The sequence below is a fragment of the Moraxella sp. CTOTU47915 genome (assembly GCF_031986685.1).
GTDB lineage: Bacteria > Pseudomonadota > Gammaproteobacteria > Pseudomonadales > Moraxellaceae > Faucicola > Faucicola tetraodonis.
The window spans coordinates 162,489-179,031 of sequence record NZ_DAMAAE010000003.1; the positions used below are offsets into that span (position 1 = coordinate 162,489).

The 16,543-nt window shown below is 43.7% G+C and carries 16 protein-coding genes and 1 tRNA gene; 12 read left to right on the plus strand and 5 right to left on the minus strand.

The genetic code is table 11. The features are described from left to right. Nucleotides 1-214: 214 nt before the first annotated feature. The 5 genes from RTL34_RS04045 (at nt 215) to RTL34_RS04065 (ending at nt 5,895) form a co-directional block, all read left to right on the plus strand. The gene (locus RTL34_RS04045) at nt 215-1,327 is read left to right on the plus strand and encodes a porin (protein ID WP_050325806.1); all 1,113 of its coding nucleotides are present in this window, start codon (nt 215-217) and stop codon (nt 1,325-1,327) included. 401 nt (nt 1,328-1,728) lie between these two features. Continuing rightward, nucleotides 1,729-2,691, plus strand: a complete 963-nt coding sequence (locus RTL34_RS04050) for a porin (RefSeq protein ID WP_312114773.1) — start codon at nt 1,729-1,731, stop codon at nt 2,689-2,691. A gap of 147 nt (nt 2,692-2,838) precedes the next feature. Next, nucleotides 2,839-4,467 carry a CTP synthase gene (locus tag RTL34_RS04055; protein ID WP_312114774.1) on the plus strand — a complete coding sequence of 543 codons (1,629 nt, stop codon included), beginning with the start codon at nt 2,839-2,841 and terminating at the stop codon, nt 4,465-4,467. A gap of 119 nt (nt 4,468-4,586) precedes the next feature. Next, nucleotides 4,587-5,450 carry a 3-deoxy-8-phosphooctulonate synthase gene (gene kdsA / locus RTL34_RS04060; protein WP_312114776.1) on the plus strand — a complete coding sequence of 288 codons (864 nt, stop codon included), beginning with the start codon at nt 4,587-4,589 and terminating at the stop codon, nt 5,448-5,450. A gap of 151 nt (nt 5,451-5,601) precedes the next feature. Then, the gene (locus RTL34_RS04065) at nt 5,602-5,895 is read left to right on the plus strand and encodes a heavy-metal-associated domain-containing protein (RefSeq protein WP_007116109.1); all 294 of its coding nucleotides are present in this window, start codon (nt 5,602-5,604) and stop codon (nt 5,893-5,895) included. Nucleotides 5,896-5,904: 9 nt separating this feature from the next. On the opposite strand, the gene RTL34_RS04070 is transcribed toward RTL34_RS04065, so the two are convergent. Then, nucleotides 5,905-6,369, minus strand: coding sequence for a MerR family DNA-binding protein (locus RTL34_RS04070; RefSeq protein WP_312114779.1), 465 nt, complete (start codon nt 6,367-6,369; stop codon nt 5,905-5,907). A 106-nt stretch (nt 6,370-6,475) separates the two neighbouring features. Between RTL34_RS04070 and copM the strand changes: the two genes are divergently transcribed. Genes copM through RTL34_RS04085 form a run of 3 tightly spaced genes read left to right on the plus strand, consistent with a single transcriptional unit; the run spans nt 6,476 to nt 9,811 of the window. Continuing rightward, a complete protein-coding gene (gene copM / locus RTL34_RS04075; RefSeq protein WP_065253196.1) occupies nt 6,476-7,204 on the plus strand; it encodes a CopM family metallochaperone in 729 nt (242 codons plus the stop codon). A 44-nt stretch (nt 7,205-7,248) separates the two neighbouring features. After that, complete coding sequence (locus tag RTL34_RS04080) at nt 7,249-7,461, plus strand: heavy-metal-associated domain-containing protein (RefSeq protein ID WP_007116106.1); 213 nt, start codon at nt 7,249-7,251, stop codon at nt 7,459-7,461. Between the two features lie 52 nt (nt 7,462-7,513). Then, on the plus strand, nt 7,514-9,811 hold the full coding sequence (locus tag RTL34_RS04085) for a heavy metal translocating P-type ATPase (protein ID WP_065253195.1): 2,298 nt from the start codon (nt 7,514-7,516) through the stop codon (nt 9,809-9,811). Here RTL34_RS04085 and RTL34_RS04090 read toward each other — a convergent pair. Next, entirely contained in the window at nt 9,803-10,255 is a 453-nt protein-coding gene (locus tag RTL34_RS04090; RefSeq protein WP_065253194.1) for a hypothetical protein, read from the minus strand. The genes RTL34_RS04085 and RTL34_RS04090 overlap by 9 nt on opposite strands. A gap of 139 nt (nt 10,256-10,394) precedes the next feature. Here RTL34_RS04090 and eno point away from each other — a divergent pair, with 139 nt between their 5' ends. From eno to ispD, 3 genes are all read left to right on the plus strand, one after another. Next, entirely contained in the window at nt 10,395-11,720 is a 1,326-nt protein-coding gene (gene eno, locus RTL34_RS04095) for a phosphopyruvate hydratase (protein ID WP_050325797.1), read from the plus strand. A gap of 174 nt (nt 11,721-11,894) precedes the next feature. Continuing rightward, nucleotides 11,895-12,245 (plus strand): septum formation initiator family protein, encoded by a 351-nt coding sequence (locus RTL34_RS04100; protein ID WP_282842299.1) that lies wholly within the window; start codon nt 11,895-11,897, stop codon nt 12,243-12,245. A 78-nt stretch (nt 12,246-12,323) separates the two neighbouring features. After that, the gene (ispD, locus tag RTL34_RS04105; protein ID WP_312114785.1) at nt 12,324-13,154 is read left to right on the plus strand and encodes a 2-C-methyl-D-erythritol 4-phosphate cytidylyltransferase; all 831 of its coding nucleotides are present in this window, start codon (nt 12,324-12,326) and stop codon (nt 13,152-13,154) included. A 176-nt stretch (nt 13,155-13,330) separates the two neighbouring features. Here ispD and RTL34_RS04110 read toward each other — a convergent pair. The 3 genes from RTL34_RS04110 to RTL34_RS04120 all read right to left on the minus strand — a co-directional run bounded on the left by RTL34_RS04110 (nt 13,331) and on the right by RTL34_RS04120 (nt 14,033). After that, a tRNA-Glu gene (locus tag RTL34_RS04110) sits at nt 13,331-13,406 on the minus strand. Between the two features lie 229 nt (nt 13,407-13,635). Beyond that, nucleotides 13,636-13,818, minus strand: a complete 183-nt coding sequence (locus RTL34_RS04115; protein ID WP_312114787.1) for a hypothetical protein — start codon at nt 13,816-13,818, stop codon at nt 13,636-13,638. A gap of 26 nt (nt 13,819-13,844) precedes the next feature. Continuing rightward, nucleotides 13,845-14,033: a hypothetical protein gene (locus RTL34_RS04120; protein ID WP_007116099.1), complete on the minus strand. Its 189-nt coding sequence runs from the start codon at nt 14,031-14,033 to the stop codon at nt 13,845-13,847. Between the two features lie 223 nt (nt 14,034-14,256). On the opposite strand from RTL34_RS04120, the gene speC reads away from it, so the two are divergent. Further along, complete coding sequence (speC, locus tag RTL34_RS04125) at nt 14,257-16,416, plus strand: ornithine decarboxylase (protein WP_219330804.1); 2,160 nt, start codon at nt 14,257-14,259, stop codon at nt 16,414-16,416. The last annotated feature ends 127 nt before the right edge of the window (nt 16,417-16,543 follow it).

The window sequence follows — 16,543 nt, forward strand, 5'->3', positions numbered from 1 at the left end:
TCAAAAAACCATCAGATTTGTAACTGGTGGTTTTTTTATGGCATAAAAATATTGCAAAATGTTTCAGAGTGAATTACTCTAATTTCACAAAGAAAGTTTTAGATTCTGTTAACTTTTTCATTGTTTTGTAACAAATTGTTGGCAAAATCTATCTATACAAAAGAATTGCTACGCATCTGTGTAGTTTCACCTAGGATACTGTGGAGAAATCCTTATGAAAAAAATCGCTCTAGCTTCTGCTATCGCTCTAGTTTCAATCACTGCTGCCCATGCTGCACCGACTGTATATGGTAAAGTCTTATTAACTGGCGAATATACAGATGTTGATGATAAAACTGCTAAAAATGATGATACTTCTAGTACAAAATTAGTTTCTAACTCTTCACGTATTGGTTTTAAAGGTGAAGATGATCTTACTGATACTACTAAACTTGTGTATCAATTGGAATACGGTATTGATGTTGATGCTGATAGCAATGCCCGTAAAACCAACCAACAATTTTACTCTCGTAATACATTCATCGGTTTAGCTCATAACACTATGGGTACTTTACTTGCCGGTCGTCACGACACACCATTTAAACTAACTAAAGGCAGTGTTGATGTATTCAATGATTACGATAACGTAGCGTTAGGTAAGCTAATGGCGGGTGAACAACGCGTTGACAACGTGATTGCTTATAAATCACCAACATTGGTAGGTATGCCAGTTACCTTTTTAGGCGCGGTGAGCCTCGATGAATGCTCTAAAAATGATGATGATAAATGTGTAGCTACGCCAGCTGTTGCAGCCGTTGCACCACAAGCGATTTATGATGTGACTGGTAAAAACATTATTGGTTACACTAAAGGTACACCAGCAAAACCTGCCGTCTATCGTGACAAGAAAAATGCTTACTCTGCAATGGTAAACTATGACCAAAATGGTGTATATATCGGTTTAGGTTATGACAATTCAGTATATGGTAAAGATACAAGTGGATGGCGTTTAGCGGGCTCAGTAGATATGGGCAAAATGAACATGGTTGATGGTCTAACACTGGGTGCGCTATATCAAGATTATGACTTTAACACTGATGATAATGAGAAATCATGGCTGTTAAGCGGTAAATACAAAATTGGGGCAACGCCATGGGCGGTTAAAGCACAATATATTGACACTTCAAACCAAAATGGCGTGAAAGACCGTGATGCTACTGAAGTTGCGTTAGGTGCTGAATATAGCTTTAACAAAGCTACCAAAGGTCACTTGTACGCTGCACAAATCGATACTGATAATGTTTCAGATAGAACAATCGTGGGTGGTGGCTTAGAATATAAGTTCTAATATATCTAACTTTTAGATTGCTGTAAAAGCTAACTAATTTTTTAGTTAGCTTTTTTATTTTCATTAACGCTAAAAAATTAATTAAAAAAAATATGATTTAATACTAGAAAGAATATTATGTCACTAAGATTAAAAATAAACTTACAATCACGTAAAAATTAAAAAAACTATTGCAAAATATTTCAAAATTGTTATCCTAGTAGTTAGAAGTATGTTTTTAGTAATTAGTACGAATAAAATGTAAATATATTCATACTTTATTGCTAGACTTATACAGTTAATAGTTGACGCTATTAATAATAATCAAAGTAAAGATTTTCTTGCTTTGGTCGTTCGGAGAGGTAGTGGTGCTGACAAGTCACCAGTTATCTAAAATTTGTTTTTCCTGATAGAGATGTCCTATGAAAAAATTACTTTTAGCCACAGCCGTCGCTGCACTTTCAGTTTCTGCTGCCCATGCTGCTCCAACTGTTTATGGTAAAGCGTTAGTTACAGTTGATTATTCTGATTTTGACGATGAATCAACTACTAAGTTGAATTCTACTGCCTCACGTATTGGTTTTAAAGGTGCCGAAGCACTAACAGCTAATACTGACTTGGTATACCAATTAGAGTATGGTGTTGAAATTGATAGTGACAACGGTGGCACTGTGAAAGGCAAATCACAAAATCAATTTCATTCACGTGACACTTATTTAGGTCTATCTAACAAACAATATGGTACTTTGGTTGCTGGTCGTTTGTCTGCAATCGATGACAACATCAATTACGTTAGCCAAACTGTAGGTCAATACGACGGTTTCAATGCAGCTTATTGGGATGGTGACCGTGTAAACAATGCGATGGCTTACTTTTCACCAGCCTATAACGGTCTTCAATTCATGGGTATGTATGCATTTAAAGAGGATAACGCATCTGATTTACCCACAGATGCAGAAGCGTTTGGTGTAGGTGTGAAGTATGAGCCAGCAAATCAACCATTCCGTGCTGGTGCAACCTACATCAAATCAGGTGATTTCAATACTACTCGCTTAAGCGGTGCCTATGACTTAAATAACCAAATTGGTCTTGGTGCATTGTATCAAATCAGTGATTTAGACAAAAGTGACAAAGAAAACTTGGCTGCAGTAAGCGCAACCTACAAAACTGCAACGCCTTGGACAGCCTACGCGCAAGCTGAAATGACCTCAAATGTTGACGGTGTTGATGGTAAGGACGCACAGCGTTTAGTATTAGGTGGTAAGTATGCATTCAATGCCAATGCAACGGGTCATGTATACGCTGGCTACTCAAATCTAGAGCAAGAAGGTCAAGATGATAGAGACGGTTTTGGTATCGGTACTGGTATCGAATACAAATTCTAATCTTTACTAGAATTTGTTATAAAAAAATCCACTCAGCGATGAGTGGATTTTTTTATGAGTGAGCGATTTATTGATAAAAATAATTTTTTGCTAAACCTAGGCATTTTCGAGTAAAATTCTTTTTTACCAACGAGCGAAATAGATAACATGACAAAATTCATCTTTGTAACTGGCGGTGTCGTTTCTTCACTTGGCAAAGGTATCACCGCTGCATCGGTAGCCGCGATTCTTGAGGCACGTGGTCTGAAAGTCACCATGACCAAAATGGACCCTTATATCAATATTGATCCAGGTACAATGAGCCCGTTTCAGCATGGTGAAGTGTTTGTTACCGAAGATGGCGCAGAGACTGACCTTGATTTGGGCTATTACGAGCGTTTTTTGCGCCACTCAAAAATGACGCAGCGCAACAACTTTACCAGCGGGCGTATTTATTCAACGGTGATTGAGAGAGAACGTCGCGGTGATTATTTGGGTGGCACGGTACAGGTCATTCCGCATATTACCGATGAAATCAAAGCGCGTATCCGTGCCAGTGGCGAAGGCTACGATATTGCGATGATTGAAATCGGTGGTACTGTCGGTGATATTGAAAGCTTGCCATTCATGGAAGCGGTGCGTCAAATGCAAGTTGAACTTGGCCGCAACAATGCGATGCTGATGCATTTAACCCTCGTGCCTTATATCGCGAGTGCAGGCGAGAGCAAAACCAAACCAACCCAGCACTCAGTCAAAGAATTACGCAGCATTGGCTTGCAGCCTGATGTATTAATTTGTCGTAGTGAACACGCGATTAGCGATGATAATCGCCTAAAAATAGCCTCGTTTACCAATGTTGAGCAACGTGCCGTTATCCTTTGCCCAGATGCCAAATCCATTTATCAAATTCCAAGTATCCTGCACGCGCAGCATTTAGATGATTTGATTTGTGAGCGCTTTGGGTTAGATATGCCAGAGGCGGACTTGAGTGATTGGCACCAGTTTACCCAAGCGTTGTTAAATACCCAAGAAACCGTCACTGTGGCGATGGTGGGTAAATACGTCGAACTACCTGATGCTTATAAGTCAATCAATGAAGCCTTGCTACATGCGGGCGTGGCAAACAATGTCAAAGTCAATATTGACTATGTCGATGCCGAAAAACTTGAAAATGATGACAGCCTGTTTGAGCATATTAAATCCGCCGATGCTGTGCTCGTCCCTGGTGGATTCGGTGAGCGCGGCACCTTGGGTAAAATGAAAGCGATTCGCTATACCCGCGAAAATAATGTGCCTTATTTAGGGATTTGTTTGGGCATGCAATTAGCCGTCATTGAGTTTGCGCGCAATGTATTAGGTTTAGACGCCAACTCAACGGAGTTTGATAAAAAAACCAAGGCGCCATTGATTGGTTTGATTACAGAATGGTTTGATGAAAAAGGTGAACTACAAGTGCGTAGTGACGCCTCAGATTTGGGCGGTACCATGCGTTTGGGTGCCCAAAAAGCCGAGCTTGTGGAAGACAGCAAACTGCGTCAAATCTATGGCAGCCCTGTGATTACTGAGCGCCATCGTCACCGCTATGAAATGAATGGTCGCTATATCGAACAGCTGGAAAATGCCGGTATGAAAATTTCTGGTTATTCAGCCAAACAGCATTTGGTTGAGTCGGTAGAGATTGCCAATCATCCTTGGTATGTCGCGGTACAATTCCATCCAGAATTTACCAGCCAGCCACGCGGTGGTCATCCATTGTTCAATAGCTTTGTTGCAGCGGCGAAACAAACCAAAAAATAGTATTTATGATGCACAAAAAACCATCTGTTACAGGTGGTTTTTTGTTTTTAGCCATTGGCTATAGCCAATTATGCTATAGTGACAATCAATAACAACTTTAACAACATACTGAGAGCCCTATGACCACTAACTTACCGACACCACAATCCCATATTCAGCTCAACGATATCACCATCGGCAATGATCAACCGTTTGTGCTGTTTGGCGGCATGAATGTACTAGAAAGCAAAGATTTGGCATTTGAGATTGCTGAAAGCTATATTGAAATCTGTAAGCGCTTAAATATCGGCTATGTGTTTAAGGCAAGTTTTGATAAAGCCAATCGCTCAAGCTTGTATTCATTTCGTGGTCCAGGTCTAGAAAAAGGCATTGAATGGCTAAGCGATATCAAAAAAGCGTTCAATGTGCCCATTATCACTGACGTACACGAGCCGTACCAAGCTGAGCCTGTGGCAGCAGTGGCGGATATTATCCAGTTGCCCGCGTTTTTGAGTCGCCAAACTGACTTGGTAGCAGCGATGGCAAAAACCGGTGCGATTATTAACGTCAAAAAAGCACAGTTTTTGGCACCCCATGAGATGAAGCATATCATCAATAAATGCCTTGAAGCCGGTAATGATAAAATCATCTTGTGCGAGCGTGGCAGCGCGTTTGGCTATAACAATCTCGTTGTCGATATGCTGGGTTTTGACACTATGAAAAAAATGCAGGTTCCCGTGTTTTTTGATGTGACCCATAGCCTTCAGCAGCCAGGTGCGCGTGAAGATAGTGCAGGCGGTCGCCGAGAACAGATTACCACGTTAGCACGCGCTGGCATGGCAACAGGATTGGCAGGATTATTTTTGGAAGCGCATCCAAATCCTGATGTTGCCAAATGCGATGGCCCTTGTGCGCTGCGGCTGAGTCAGCTTGAGCCGTTTTTAGCGCAGTTAAAACAGCTTGATACCTTAGTCAAAGGGTTTGAGGTGTTAGATACCCACTAATTTTTACTCAACCTTTTAACACAAATTTGCAACGCCTCGTTATTAAAATGCTATCAATCGATAACGAGGCTTTTTTTTGGCTATGGTATAGTGCTAGGTTATAGAACTAGAACAATATTTTATCACCCACCGCATAAATACAGGAATAACCATGGCAATTCAAACAGTCGCGTATGATTTAAAAGGCATTCATGACCCTGCAGGCTATGAGGAAGTCATGAAAGCTTTAACCACCATCGGCGGGGTGCAGGCAGTACATCTTGAGCCTGAAAATCATCGCGTGATTGTCAGCTTTGATGATACACAGACGTCAGTTTTTGCCTTCAAAGCTGCGCTGACCAATGTGGACTATATCACCGAGCCGTTCCCGATTGAAGCACCTGCCAACCCTGCCAACAATCGCACTTTAGCGGGTGATTTGGCAAAAGATGGTAGACTTTCCTAAATTGTTTGTTCAGTGGCTACGCTCGATGTGGCAAGCGTGCTTGGTCACTGAACCATCTTGTACGCCATCTTGTACGCCATCTTGTACGCCATCTTGTAAGCCCTCTAGAATACTACAGGTAGGCGAGCCATCTCCCAAACAACTATCATGCCATCCTTGCAGGGTGGTTTTCATTGATTGTAACCGCTGTATTTTATCGCTTAGTTCATCGATGTGATTGCGGGTTAATGCTTTGACTTGGGCATTGCTACGCTGCTTGTTGTCTTGTAGAGCCAATAACGCTTCAATTTGCGCTAACGAAAATCCCACATCACGGGCATGTTTGATAAATTTTAGACGCTGTAATTGGGTATCGCTAAAGACACGGTAACCACTGTCCGTGCGCTGGATGGTCTGTAATAAACCGAGTTTTTCGTACTCACGAATTTGTCTGGGCGATAACTCAGTCAATTTAGCGACTTCATTAATATTCATTTTTTGCTTGACCTTGACCTAATGTTAAGGTTTATAGTAATACCACAGTGTGATAAATCAATATTTTTTTCAAAGAAAGTAAAAAATCAACCTGAAGGATATTAATATGAATAACATCATGGGTTTGTCATGGGTGGTGGCATTGGCGCTAGGTATGACGGCTTGTACAAAAAATGACACTACCCAAACTGCAACGACAGCATCAAGTACCGATTCAATGAGTACCCATGCGAGTATGACCCAAGCGCAGTCAATGCATCATATGGCTTCGGCAGCGGATACGCAGTCACAATCACAGCCGCCGCATATCATGGCTTATATGGATATCATGAATAAAATGCACCAAGCCATGTCAGCAGGGGTGCAAGCTAAGAATGCCGATGTCGGGTTTGCCAAAGGCATGATACCGCATCATGAAGGCGCAATTGCGATGGCAAAAGTGGAGCTGCAATATGGCAAAGATGCCGAGATGAAAGCCCTTGCGCAAAAAATCGTCGATGCCCAGCAAAGTGAAATCAGCGTGATGCAAAACTGGTTGGACAAGAACGAATCAAGTCAGCTAGCAGCGAGTAATGCCAAAGAAATAACGCAAGCCTATCAGCAAAAAGACATGAGCAACCACGATGCCATGATGCAGGGGACTATGGACGCCAATCCTGATATTGCCTTTGCCAAGGGTATGATACCGCATCACCAAGGCGCGATTGATATGGCAACGATAGAGCAAACCTATGGTAAAAATCCAGCGATGCTAACACTCGCCAAGCAGATTAAACAAGCGCAAACGCCAGAAATCAAACAAATGCAAGATTGGCTTAGCAAACAAGCCCATTAATTAAAAAAATAGCCACCTAAAACCACCTAAAAAAGGAGCGTAGTATGACAACCCAAACCATCACATTAAATATCGAAGGCATGACTTGTGGCGGCTGCGTCAAAAGCGTAACCAATGCCCTCAATCAAGTGGCAGGGGTGCAATCTGTCGATGTCAGTCTTGACCATAACAACGCAACCATCAACTTTGATGACGGCCAAGTACAACAAAGCACGCTTAAAGAAGCGATTGAAGACGCTGGCTTTGACGTAGTATAAAGACGCCACATAAAGACACCATACAAGGACTCCATACAAGACAGACACTATCATGACTACCCAATCGATCACCCACGCGTCAGACAACGCCCATACTGAGCAAATCATTCTTGATATCGATGGCATGACTTGTCAAGCCTGTGCCAGCCGCATCGAAAAAGTGCTTAATAAAAAGCCTGCGATTGTGCAAGCTGATGTCAATTATGCCAATGAAGTGGCGCAGGTGCAGTTTGATGCCTCACAAACCAACGCTGAGCAGATTGTAGCATGGGTGAAAAAGACGGGCTATGAGGCAAAAGTACAGCGGCAGAACGCGCTATTTGCGCATGAAGCCTATGAGCAGAAAGTGCCCTATACCTTGATTGCGGTCTGGATTTGCTTGCTGCCTTTTTTGATTGGCATGGCAGGCATGATGATAGGCAGTCACGCACTGATGCCGCCGCTGTGGCTACAATTTGTGTTGGCAACTATCGTACAGTTTGGCTTGGCGATAGCGTTTTACAAAAGTGCGTGGGCGAGTATCAAAGGCGGTCTTGCCAATATGGACGTGTTGGTGGTGCTGGGCACACTGACAATTTGGGCGTATTCGACCTATAGTTGGTTGAGCTATCTGCAAACCACAGCCCAAATGGGGCATGATGGGATGGCGCATAGCATGCCCCATGTGTATTTTGAAGCCAGTGTGATGGTGATTGCCTTCGTCAAAATGGGGAAATACCTAGAAGCCCGTACCAAAAAACACAGCCTAAATAGCATCAATTTGCTATTAGCGCTCACCCCTGAGCAAGTAGAAGTTAAAATTCCCAATCCACAAAGCCAAGATGCGCAGTGGCAAACCCTGCCCCTCGAGCAAGTCACGGCTGGTCAAATTTTACGTGCTAAAGCAGGTACTCGCATTGCCACTGATGGCATTGTCACCGCTGGCGAAGGCTGGTGTGATGAGAGCCATTTGACGGGTGAGTCGGTGCCCCTATCTAAACATATTGGCAGCACGGTGCTAGCAGGTGCCATGGTAGAAAACGGCAGCTTTGAATACCAAATCACCGCCAAAGGTAGCCAAACACGGCTCGGTGATATGATAAAAGCGCTCAATGACGCACAAGGCAGTAAAGCCCATATCGCCCGTATTGCAGATAGAGTCGCGGGTATCTTTGTGCCGGTGGTGGTTGCCATCGCTTTGTTGACTTTTTTTGCCAATTATTGGTTCTTAGGCGCGTTTGACACGGCACTCATGCGTGCGGTGTCCGTGTTAGTGATTGCTTGCCCCTGTGCATTGGGTCTGGCGACGCCGGCAGCCATCATGGCGGGCATGGGTGTGGCAGCACGCTCAGGGGTTTGGTTTAAAGATGCGCAAGCCTTAGAAGCAGCAGGCGCAATTGATACGGTAGTACTCGATAAGACAGGCACCATCACCCAAGGTAAACCCCAATTATCTGCAGCGTACCTGATAGATGACAATCTAAAACTGTTTAACTTAGATAAAGCAGCACTGCTGCAGCTCGTTGCCAGTGTCGAGCGTCATGCGAATCACCCGCTTGCGACCACGCTAGTGAACTATGCTGAATCTTACAATAAACAGACTGATACGCCTCAAAGTCCAGCGGCATTTACCATAAGCCATGTGGAGACAGTGCTCGGGCAGGGGATACAGGCACAGGTAGCAACTATTGGGCGGGTGAAAATCGGCACGCCAAGTTTTGCCAATCTTCAGTTGCCTGCAGCGACTACCCAAGCCAATCCCATTTGGCAAATTGCCAGTCAAGTGGCAGTAAGTATCGATGACACCCCTGTGGCAGCCTTTGCGCTAGCCGATGAGCTTAAACAAGACAGTGTTAAGGTGATTGCGTCGCTGCAAGCCCATCATCTAGATGTGGTAGTGATGAGTGGTGACAAGCAATCGGTGGTAGATTATGTGGGTGAGCAGATTAACGCCAGCAAGGCACTTGGCGAGCTGTCACCACGTGACAAAGCGCAGCGCATTGATGAATGGCAACAACAAGGCAAAAAAGTAGCAATGGTGGGGGATGGGGTGAATGATGCGCCTGCAATGGCAACGGCGACTGCAAGTTTTGCGGTAGAAGGCGCAACCGATATTGCCAAGCATAGCGCCACGGCAAGGCTAATGGGCGAGTCGCTCAAACATGTCGATTATGCGGTCACAATTGCTCGCGCAACCCTGCGTAATATCAAGCAAAACCTATTTTTTGCGTTTATCTATAATTGTCTTGGTATACCGTTAGCGGCGTTTGGGCTACTCAATCCGATGATAGCGGCAGCGGCGATGGCGCTGAGCTCGATTTCTGTACTACTCAATGCGCTGCGATTGACTCGATTTAAAGTGTCACATTAGCCATACTTTTTCGACTTTGCAATTGATTTTAGGTTGTGGCTGTAGAGCTGCATAAGAATATTCACCCCCACCAACGGACATAGTATCGCCTAAACGGTATTTGGTTTTTCTTATAGTTAGAATTTGGTTTTGCGCATCCCAGCTCGTGGTTTCAGCTGGAAAAACAACCGCTTGATCACCTATCATCAAGCAATTATCTTTTAGATTAAGTGGACCCGTCAGTTTTGCCATCGGTGCAATACGATAACCCTCTTTAGTAAGAACGCTAGGCATAACAACTAAAGGGCTAGAAAGATTAGGCTTATTTATATCAAGTGATTTTTTGACTTCAGGATGAGTAATGACCATTGGTGGTGGGTTTGATAAAATTTTTGATTGACAACCCAACAAAGTCAGCGTCAAAAAAGTGCATAGGGTTGTGATGGATAAAGAGGTTTTAATCATTACGATTTTCGCTTATATGAGTAGATATTTATTACGATGAGTCTAACAAAATATGGTTTTCTATCCTACTAAAAAAACTTACCAAAATATGCTATTATGGCGAAAATTTTACTTTTACTGAATAAAAACAGGAAACGCCATGTACGCTGAAGAAACCACCACCAATAACCAAATCAAAGATATCATTGCCCGCGAAATTTTGGACTCACGCGGCAACCCAACCATTGAAGCCGATGTGATTTTAGCGGATGGTACTATCGGTCGTGCAGCCGCGCCATCGGGTGCATCGACAGGCTCACGTGAAGCGCTTGAGCTGCGTGATGGTGACGCATCACGCTATCTAGGTAAAGGGGTCAAAAAAGCCGTTGCCAACGTCAATAGTGAAATTCGTTCATCACTGGTTGATATGGATGTATCAAAACAACAAGACATTGACAACAAATTATTAGCGCTTGATGGCACAGAAAACAAAGAAAAATTGGGCGCCAATGCGACCTTAGCAGTATCTTTAGCAGCAGCCCGTGCCGCCGCACAATCACAAAAACTGCCACTTCACCAGTACATTGCTAACCTACGTGGGCAAACATCACTATCGATGCCGGTGCCGATGATGAACATCCTAAATGGCGGTGCCCACGCGGACAACACTGTTGATATCCAAGAGTTTATGATTGAGCCTGTTAATTTCACCAGCTTCGGTGAAGCGTTGCGTGCGGGTACAGAAGTGTTTCATAGCCTAAAATCTGTGCTAAAAAAACAAGGCTTGAACACCGCCGTCGGTGATGAAGGTGGCTTTGCACCAAACTTACGCTCAAACGAAGAAGCGATTACTGTCATCATGCAAGCGATTGAGCAAGCAGGATATACCGCAGGTAAAGACATTTACTTAGCGCTTGATTGTGCCTCATCAGAGTTTTACAAAAACGGTCAATACGTACTTGAAGGCGAAGGTAATAAAGCCTTTAGTTCAGAAGGTTTTGCGGATTATTTAGCAGGTCTTGTGAGCCAATACCCAATTATCTCGATTGAAGATGGTCTAGATGAAAGCGATTGGGATGGATGGGCGTACTTAACGCAAAAATTGGGCGACAAAGTACAGCTCGTGGGTGACGATTTGTTTGTGACCAATCCAAAAATCCTACAAGAAGGTATCGATAAACACATTGCCAATGCGATTTTGATTAAATTCAACCAAATTGGTACTTTATCAGAAACTTTAGATGCCATTTATCTAGCGAAGAAAAATGGCTATGCCACCGTCATCTCACACCGCTCAGGTGAGACTGAAGACAGCACCATCGCTGACTTAGCCGTGGGGACAGCTGCAGGTCAAATCAAAACAGGCTCACTGTGCCGTTCTGACCGTGTTGCCAAATACAACCAACTGCTTCGTATCGAGCAGATGGTCACTGCAAGCTACCACGGTGCTGACGAGTTTATCGGTTTACGTAACCCAAAAGCCTAACTTTAAAAGCCTAACTTTAAAAGCTTAGCGCCAAAAGCTTAAATCCAAAAGCTTAAATTTTGCAGCTTGATAAAGCATTGAAGTGATAAAAACCTTAACCCATGACATTGAATTTGCTACAATGCGTGGGTTAAGGTTTTTTTATGCCAAAAGTTTTTATTATTGAGTGCTGTCATGACTTATTTGCGTCAACTGTTTATGATTATTTTTGCGGTGATTGTGTTGTTATGTCTACAATACCAGTATTGGTTTGGCACCAATGGTCGTGGCGATTTGGCAGCGTTAAATAAACAAATCAGCGAACAGCAATCCATCAATACCGATCAGCAAAAAGCCAATGAGGTATTGCTTGCCGATGTCAAAGACTTAAAAAACGGACTTGAAGCGGTGGAAGAACATGCTCGCTCCGATTTAGGTTTAATCAAACAAGGTGAAACTTTTGTGCAAATGTCGACCGCTAGCAGTGTGTACAGTACCGATGTGGTCACACCGACCGCCCACAATACCGCCACGCCTCAACCATAAAAACGCATAAAAACTGCCAAAGTTATATTTGTCTCAATTTTTACTGTCAACTGTTTACTTTATTGTTGAAAAGACGCCATGTCAGAATTTAACGCGATAGCCGCCAATTTATCTAACAACCTTACGATTGACGTCGTGGTCGTCGCTGCAGGCGTTGGCAAACGCTTTGGTAGTCAGATGCCAAAACAGTACACCCATATTGGCAGTCAGACGGTGCTACAACACAGCATAGCGGCGCTAAGCAAAGTTCACCAGCTAAGCAGTTGCTATTTGGTGATTTCTGAAGAAGATACGATTGCCAAAACACTGGGCTTTAGCATGCCAATCGAGTGGGTGATAGGTGGCAAGGAGCGGATGAATTCGGTGTTTAACGCCGTGCAAACGATTTGGCAACAATATCAAAATCCCCTCAGTGACAAGGCCTTCAGTGATAAGGACAGTCATCATGCGTATGATAATCATTGGGTGCTGATTCATGATGCTGCGCGTCCTTGTGTCAATCCGAGCGATATAGAAAAATTGATCACGCAGACTATGCAGCAATTTTCGCAACAGTCGCATCGACAGTCACAGCAAAAGCAAGGGCAGGAGTCGGCGGGTGGCTTATTAGCAGTACCGGTGCGCGATACGGTCAAACAAATCATCCATGCACAAGACAAAGTATTGGCACAAAAAACGCTTGATCGCAGTCAGTTGTGGCTAGCACAAACCCCGCAGATTTTTCCATTGGCAACACTGTATGATTATCTAACCCAAGCCATTGAGCAAACGATTGCGTTTACCGATGAAGCCAGTTTATTTGAGCATTTTGGCAAACAGCCGTTATTGGTGGAAGGCAGTCATAGCAATATCAAACTGACGTTTCCAGAGGATTTGCAGTTTGCGCAGGTGTATCTGGCAAAATCTTAGCAAAAATGGCTTGGCAACAAATTGAGGTTATTGAGGTTGCCGCTAAAAACCGCATAAGAAAAGAACTGCATAAGCAAAAAAGGCAAAGAAAATTTCTAAGGCCACAAAAACAAAAAAGCCATACTAAATTAGCATGGCTTTTTAACTGTATTTTTTAGCGTTAACACTAAAAAAATTGGCGTCCCCACGGGGATTCGAACCCCGGTTACCGCCGTGAAAGGGCGATGTCCTAGGCCTCTAGACGATGGGGACACTAGCACGCTTAGTTGATAGCGTGACCTCGACCGCTTTCACCGTTAATGTCGAAGTGGAGCGTATAATATATATTTTTATTTTTGCCGTCAACTGTTTTTTATGTATTTTTTTATATTTTTAAAAATTAGCCCATGATACAGTGACGCATAATACTTGATAGAGCGGCATGCTAAGCGCATTAGCCAACTAATGCGCTTAGCATGTTGCTAAACATTTGACGCCTTTCTTATGAGTGATTATTTGGCGACTCAGGCGTTGTATTAGCATGCTTTGTATGAGATTGCGGCGGCAGCTTAGCGGCTTTATTTTTTAAGTGATAGCGAATCCAAAAATGGGTTACGATGCTAATCACAATCGATAAACTGATAAAACCTAAAATGGTCATCCAAATTTGACTATCTACTTGCATACTTGATCCTTGTGAGACAATCTAAGTTAACGCTGATTATCGATGCGCTGGCTATCAATACTTTGATTAGCTCCCATTGTTTGATTACGAATCGCATCATCGCGCTGTTTTTTCTTGAGTCGGAACGTTAGCCATAAATATGTTAATATGCCTAAGATTACGGCAGCAATCATATACATAATAATAGTAGTCCAAATACTGTTATCTACGCCCATGAAAGAGTCCTTTTTATTATTGTTAGCATTAGTGTAACAGGTCTTAACAGCTATTTTACGTCATTCACGTAATGATGTGTGGTAGCGATGTTACTGGCTATTTTCAAACACTGTAATAAGCGTCTACAAAAGCACTTTTTTTCACTTTTTCATATTTTTACGTTAAGATAATTGTCTAAAAAACGCTTTGGCAACTGATAGGGTTGCAGCAAGGAAAATAATTATGAAAGTAGTCATCAGTGATGGCATCGAATACGCCCTAAATCTTAATTATCGTACCATCGATATTGAATCGACCGACTATACCAATATTGCAGCAATTGTAGTCACGATGACAGACTTGCCGCGTGTGTATCAAGATATTGAAGATTTAGGTTTTGCCATTCCGATATTTGTGGCGATTGAATATGGTGATGTAGTGCCTGATGAATGGCTACCCAATGTGTATGGTGTGCTAGAGCTGGCAGATGATCAAAAGTTTTATAACGGACAATTGGTCAATGCGGCAGCGGCGGATTATATCGCCACGCTCGATCCGCCTTTCTTCCAAGCCTTGATGGACTATACCGACTATGGCAATGCGGCGTTTGACTGTCCTGGGCACCAAGGCGGACAGTTTTTTCGTAAGCATCCTTCGGGCAGACGTTTTTATTTATACTTTGGGGAAACGCTGTTTCGCGCCGACTCCTGTAATGCCGATGTCCGTCTAGGCGATTTGCTAATTCATGAAGGCCCAGCTTTTGAGGCACAAGCGCATGCGGCGAAAGTGTTTAATGCGGATAAAACCTACTTTGTGCTCAACGGTACTTCCTCTTCCAATAAAATTGCGATTGGTGCCTTAGTGGCGCATGGTGATTTGGTGCTGTTTGACCGTAACAATCACAAATCTGTGTACCAAGGCGCCTTAACCATGGCAGGTGGTACGCCTGTGTATTTAGAGACTGACCGTAATGCTTATGGTTTGATTGGCGGCATTCCTGCCCATTGTTTTGATGAAGCCGAAATCCGTGAGCGTATTCGTGAAGTTGCGCCCGATAAAGCCGATGATGCCCGCCCATTTCGCTTGGCGGTAATTCAGCTGGGCACGTATGATGGCACTATCTATAACGCTCGCCAAGTGGTGGATCGCATCGGGCATCTGTGTGACTATATTTTGTTTGACAGTGCTTGGGTGGGTTATGAGCAGTTTATCCCGATGATGCGTGATTGCTCGCCACTGCTGCTTGAGCTGGGTGAAAATGATCCTGGGATTTTGGTCACCCAATCGGTACACAAGCAACAAGCTGGCTTTTCTCAAGCCTCACAAATCCATAAAAAAGATAACCATATCAGCGGGCAAGCCCGTTATGTCAATCATAAACGCTTTAACAACTCGTTTATGATGCACGTGTCGACCTCGCCGTTTTACCCGTTGTTTGCCTCACTTGATGTCAATGCCAAAATGCATGAAGGTAAAGCCGGTCAGCGCATGTGGCATGAGTGTGTCATCGGCGGTATCGAAGCTCGTAAAATGCTGCTAGACACTTGTACCATGATTTTGCCGTTTGTTCCGCCTACAGTAGATGGGCAAGCTTGGCAAGACTACGATACTGAAACCATTGCCCATGATATTCGTTTTTTCCGCTTTGAGGCAGGGGCGCGTTGGCATGATTTTCAGCATTATGCCGATGACCAATACTTTATCGATCCCTGTAAACTACTACTGACCACGCCAGGCATTGATATGCAAACCGGTGAGTATGAAGCGACAGGGATTCCTGCCGCGATTTTGGCGCATTATCTGCGTGAAAGCTCGGTCATTCCAGAAAAAGCCGATTTAAACTCGATTTTATTTTTACTGACGCCTGCCGAAACCTTGGCAAAATTCCAGCACTTGGTCGCCCGTATTGTCAGTTTTGAAAAGCACATTCGCGAAAACAGCCCCGTCACCCAGGTGTTACCGACACTGGCTAAGGCATATCCGCAGTACCGCAAACTGACCATCAATGAACTATGCCAACTCATGCATAACTTCTATGCCAAACATCAGCTCAACAAACGACAAAAACAAATGTTTGAGCGCGAACATCGCCCCAAGGTTGCTATAAGCGCGTTTGATGCCCATAACGCCTTTATCCGTAATGATGTCGAGCTGGTATCGCTGCATGACATCAAAGGCAGAATCGCCATGGAAGGTGCACTACCGTATCCACCAGGGGTGTACTGTATTGTACCTGGGGAAGTGTGGGATGGGGCTGTGCTGGACTACTTCTTGGCATTGCAAGAAGGGGTTAATCGCTTGCCAGGCTTTGAACCAGAAGTGCAGGGCGTGTACTGGGAGTATGACGACCAAGGTAAAAAGATTGCCTACGCCTATGTGTTAAAACAGTCTCACCAAATTTGATTGACGGTTTTTGATTCATAGGCTTTCTCGGTGAAGTCTATATTTGGCGCGTTTGCAGCAGTAACCAATGGCGCAAAAATTGGTCTGTATAGGTGGGTGCGATGTTATCTAATTAAATGATAATCAT

Bases quoted from the DNA above. Each gene is read 5' to 3' on its own strand.
- RTL34_RS04065 (WP_007116109.1), top strand. From the start codon at position 5,602: ATGGCAATTCAAACAGTCGCGTATGATTTAAAAGGCATTCATGACCCT.
- ispD (WP_312114785.1), top strand. From the start codon at position 12,324: ATGTCAGAATTTAACGCGATAGCCGCCAATTTATCTAACAACCTTACG.
- RTL34_RS04100 (WP_282842299.1), top strand. From the start codon at position 11,895: ATGACTTATTTGCGTCAACTGTTTATGATTATTTTTGCGGTGATTGTG.
- RTL34_RS04045 (WP_050325806.1), top strand. From the start codon at position 215: ATGAAAAAAATCGCTCTAGCTTCTGCTATCGCTCTAGTTTCAATCACT.
- eno (WP_050325797.1), top strand. From the start codon at position 10,395: ATGTACGCTGAAGAAACCACCACCAATAACCAAATCAAAGATATCATT.
- RTL34_RS04080 (WP_007116106.1), top strand. From the start codon at position 7,249: ATGACAACCCAAACCATCACATTAAATATCGAAGGCATGACTTGTGGC.
- RTL34_RS04070 (WP_312114779.1), bottom strand. From the start codon at position 6,369: ATGAATATTAATGAAGTCGCTAAATTGACTGAGTTATCGCCCAGACAA.
- speC (WP_219330804.1), top strand. From the start codon at position 14,257: ATGAAAGTAGTCATCAGTGATGGCATCGAATACGCCCTAAATCTTAAT.
- RTL34_RS04050 (WP_312114773.1), top strand. From the start codon at position 1,729: ATGAAAAAATTACTTTTAGCCACAGCCGTCGCTGCACTTTCAGTTTCT.
- kdsA (WP_312114776.1), top strand. From the start codon at position 4,587: ATGACCACTAACTTACCGACACCACAATCCCATATTCAGCTCAACGAT.
- RTL34_RS04120 (WP_007116099.1), bottom strand. From the start codon at position 14,033: ATGGGCGTAGATAACAGTATTTGGACTACTATTATTATGTATATGATT.
- RTL34_RS04115 (WP_312114787.1), bottom strand. From the start codon at position 13,818: ATGCAAGTAGATAGTCAAATTTGGATGACCATTTTAGGTTTTATCAGT.
- RTL34_RS04085 (WP_065253195.1), top strand. From the start codon at position 7,514: ATGACTACCCAATCGATCACCCACGCGTCAGACAACGCCCATACTGAG.
- RTL34_RS04055 (WP_312114774.1), top strand. From the start codon at position 2,839: ATGACAAAATTCATCTTTGTAACTGGCGGTGTCGTTTCTTCACTTGGC.
- RTL34_RS04090 (WP_065253194.1), bottom strand. From the start codon at position 10,255: ATGATTAAAACCTCTTTATCCATCACAACCCTATGCACTTTTTTGACG.
- copM (WP_065253196.1), top strand. From the start codon at position 6,476: ATGAATAACATCATGGGTTTGTCATGGGTGGTGGCATTGGCGCTAGGT.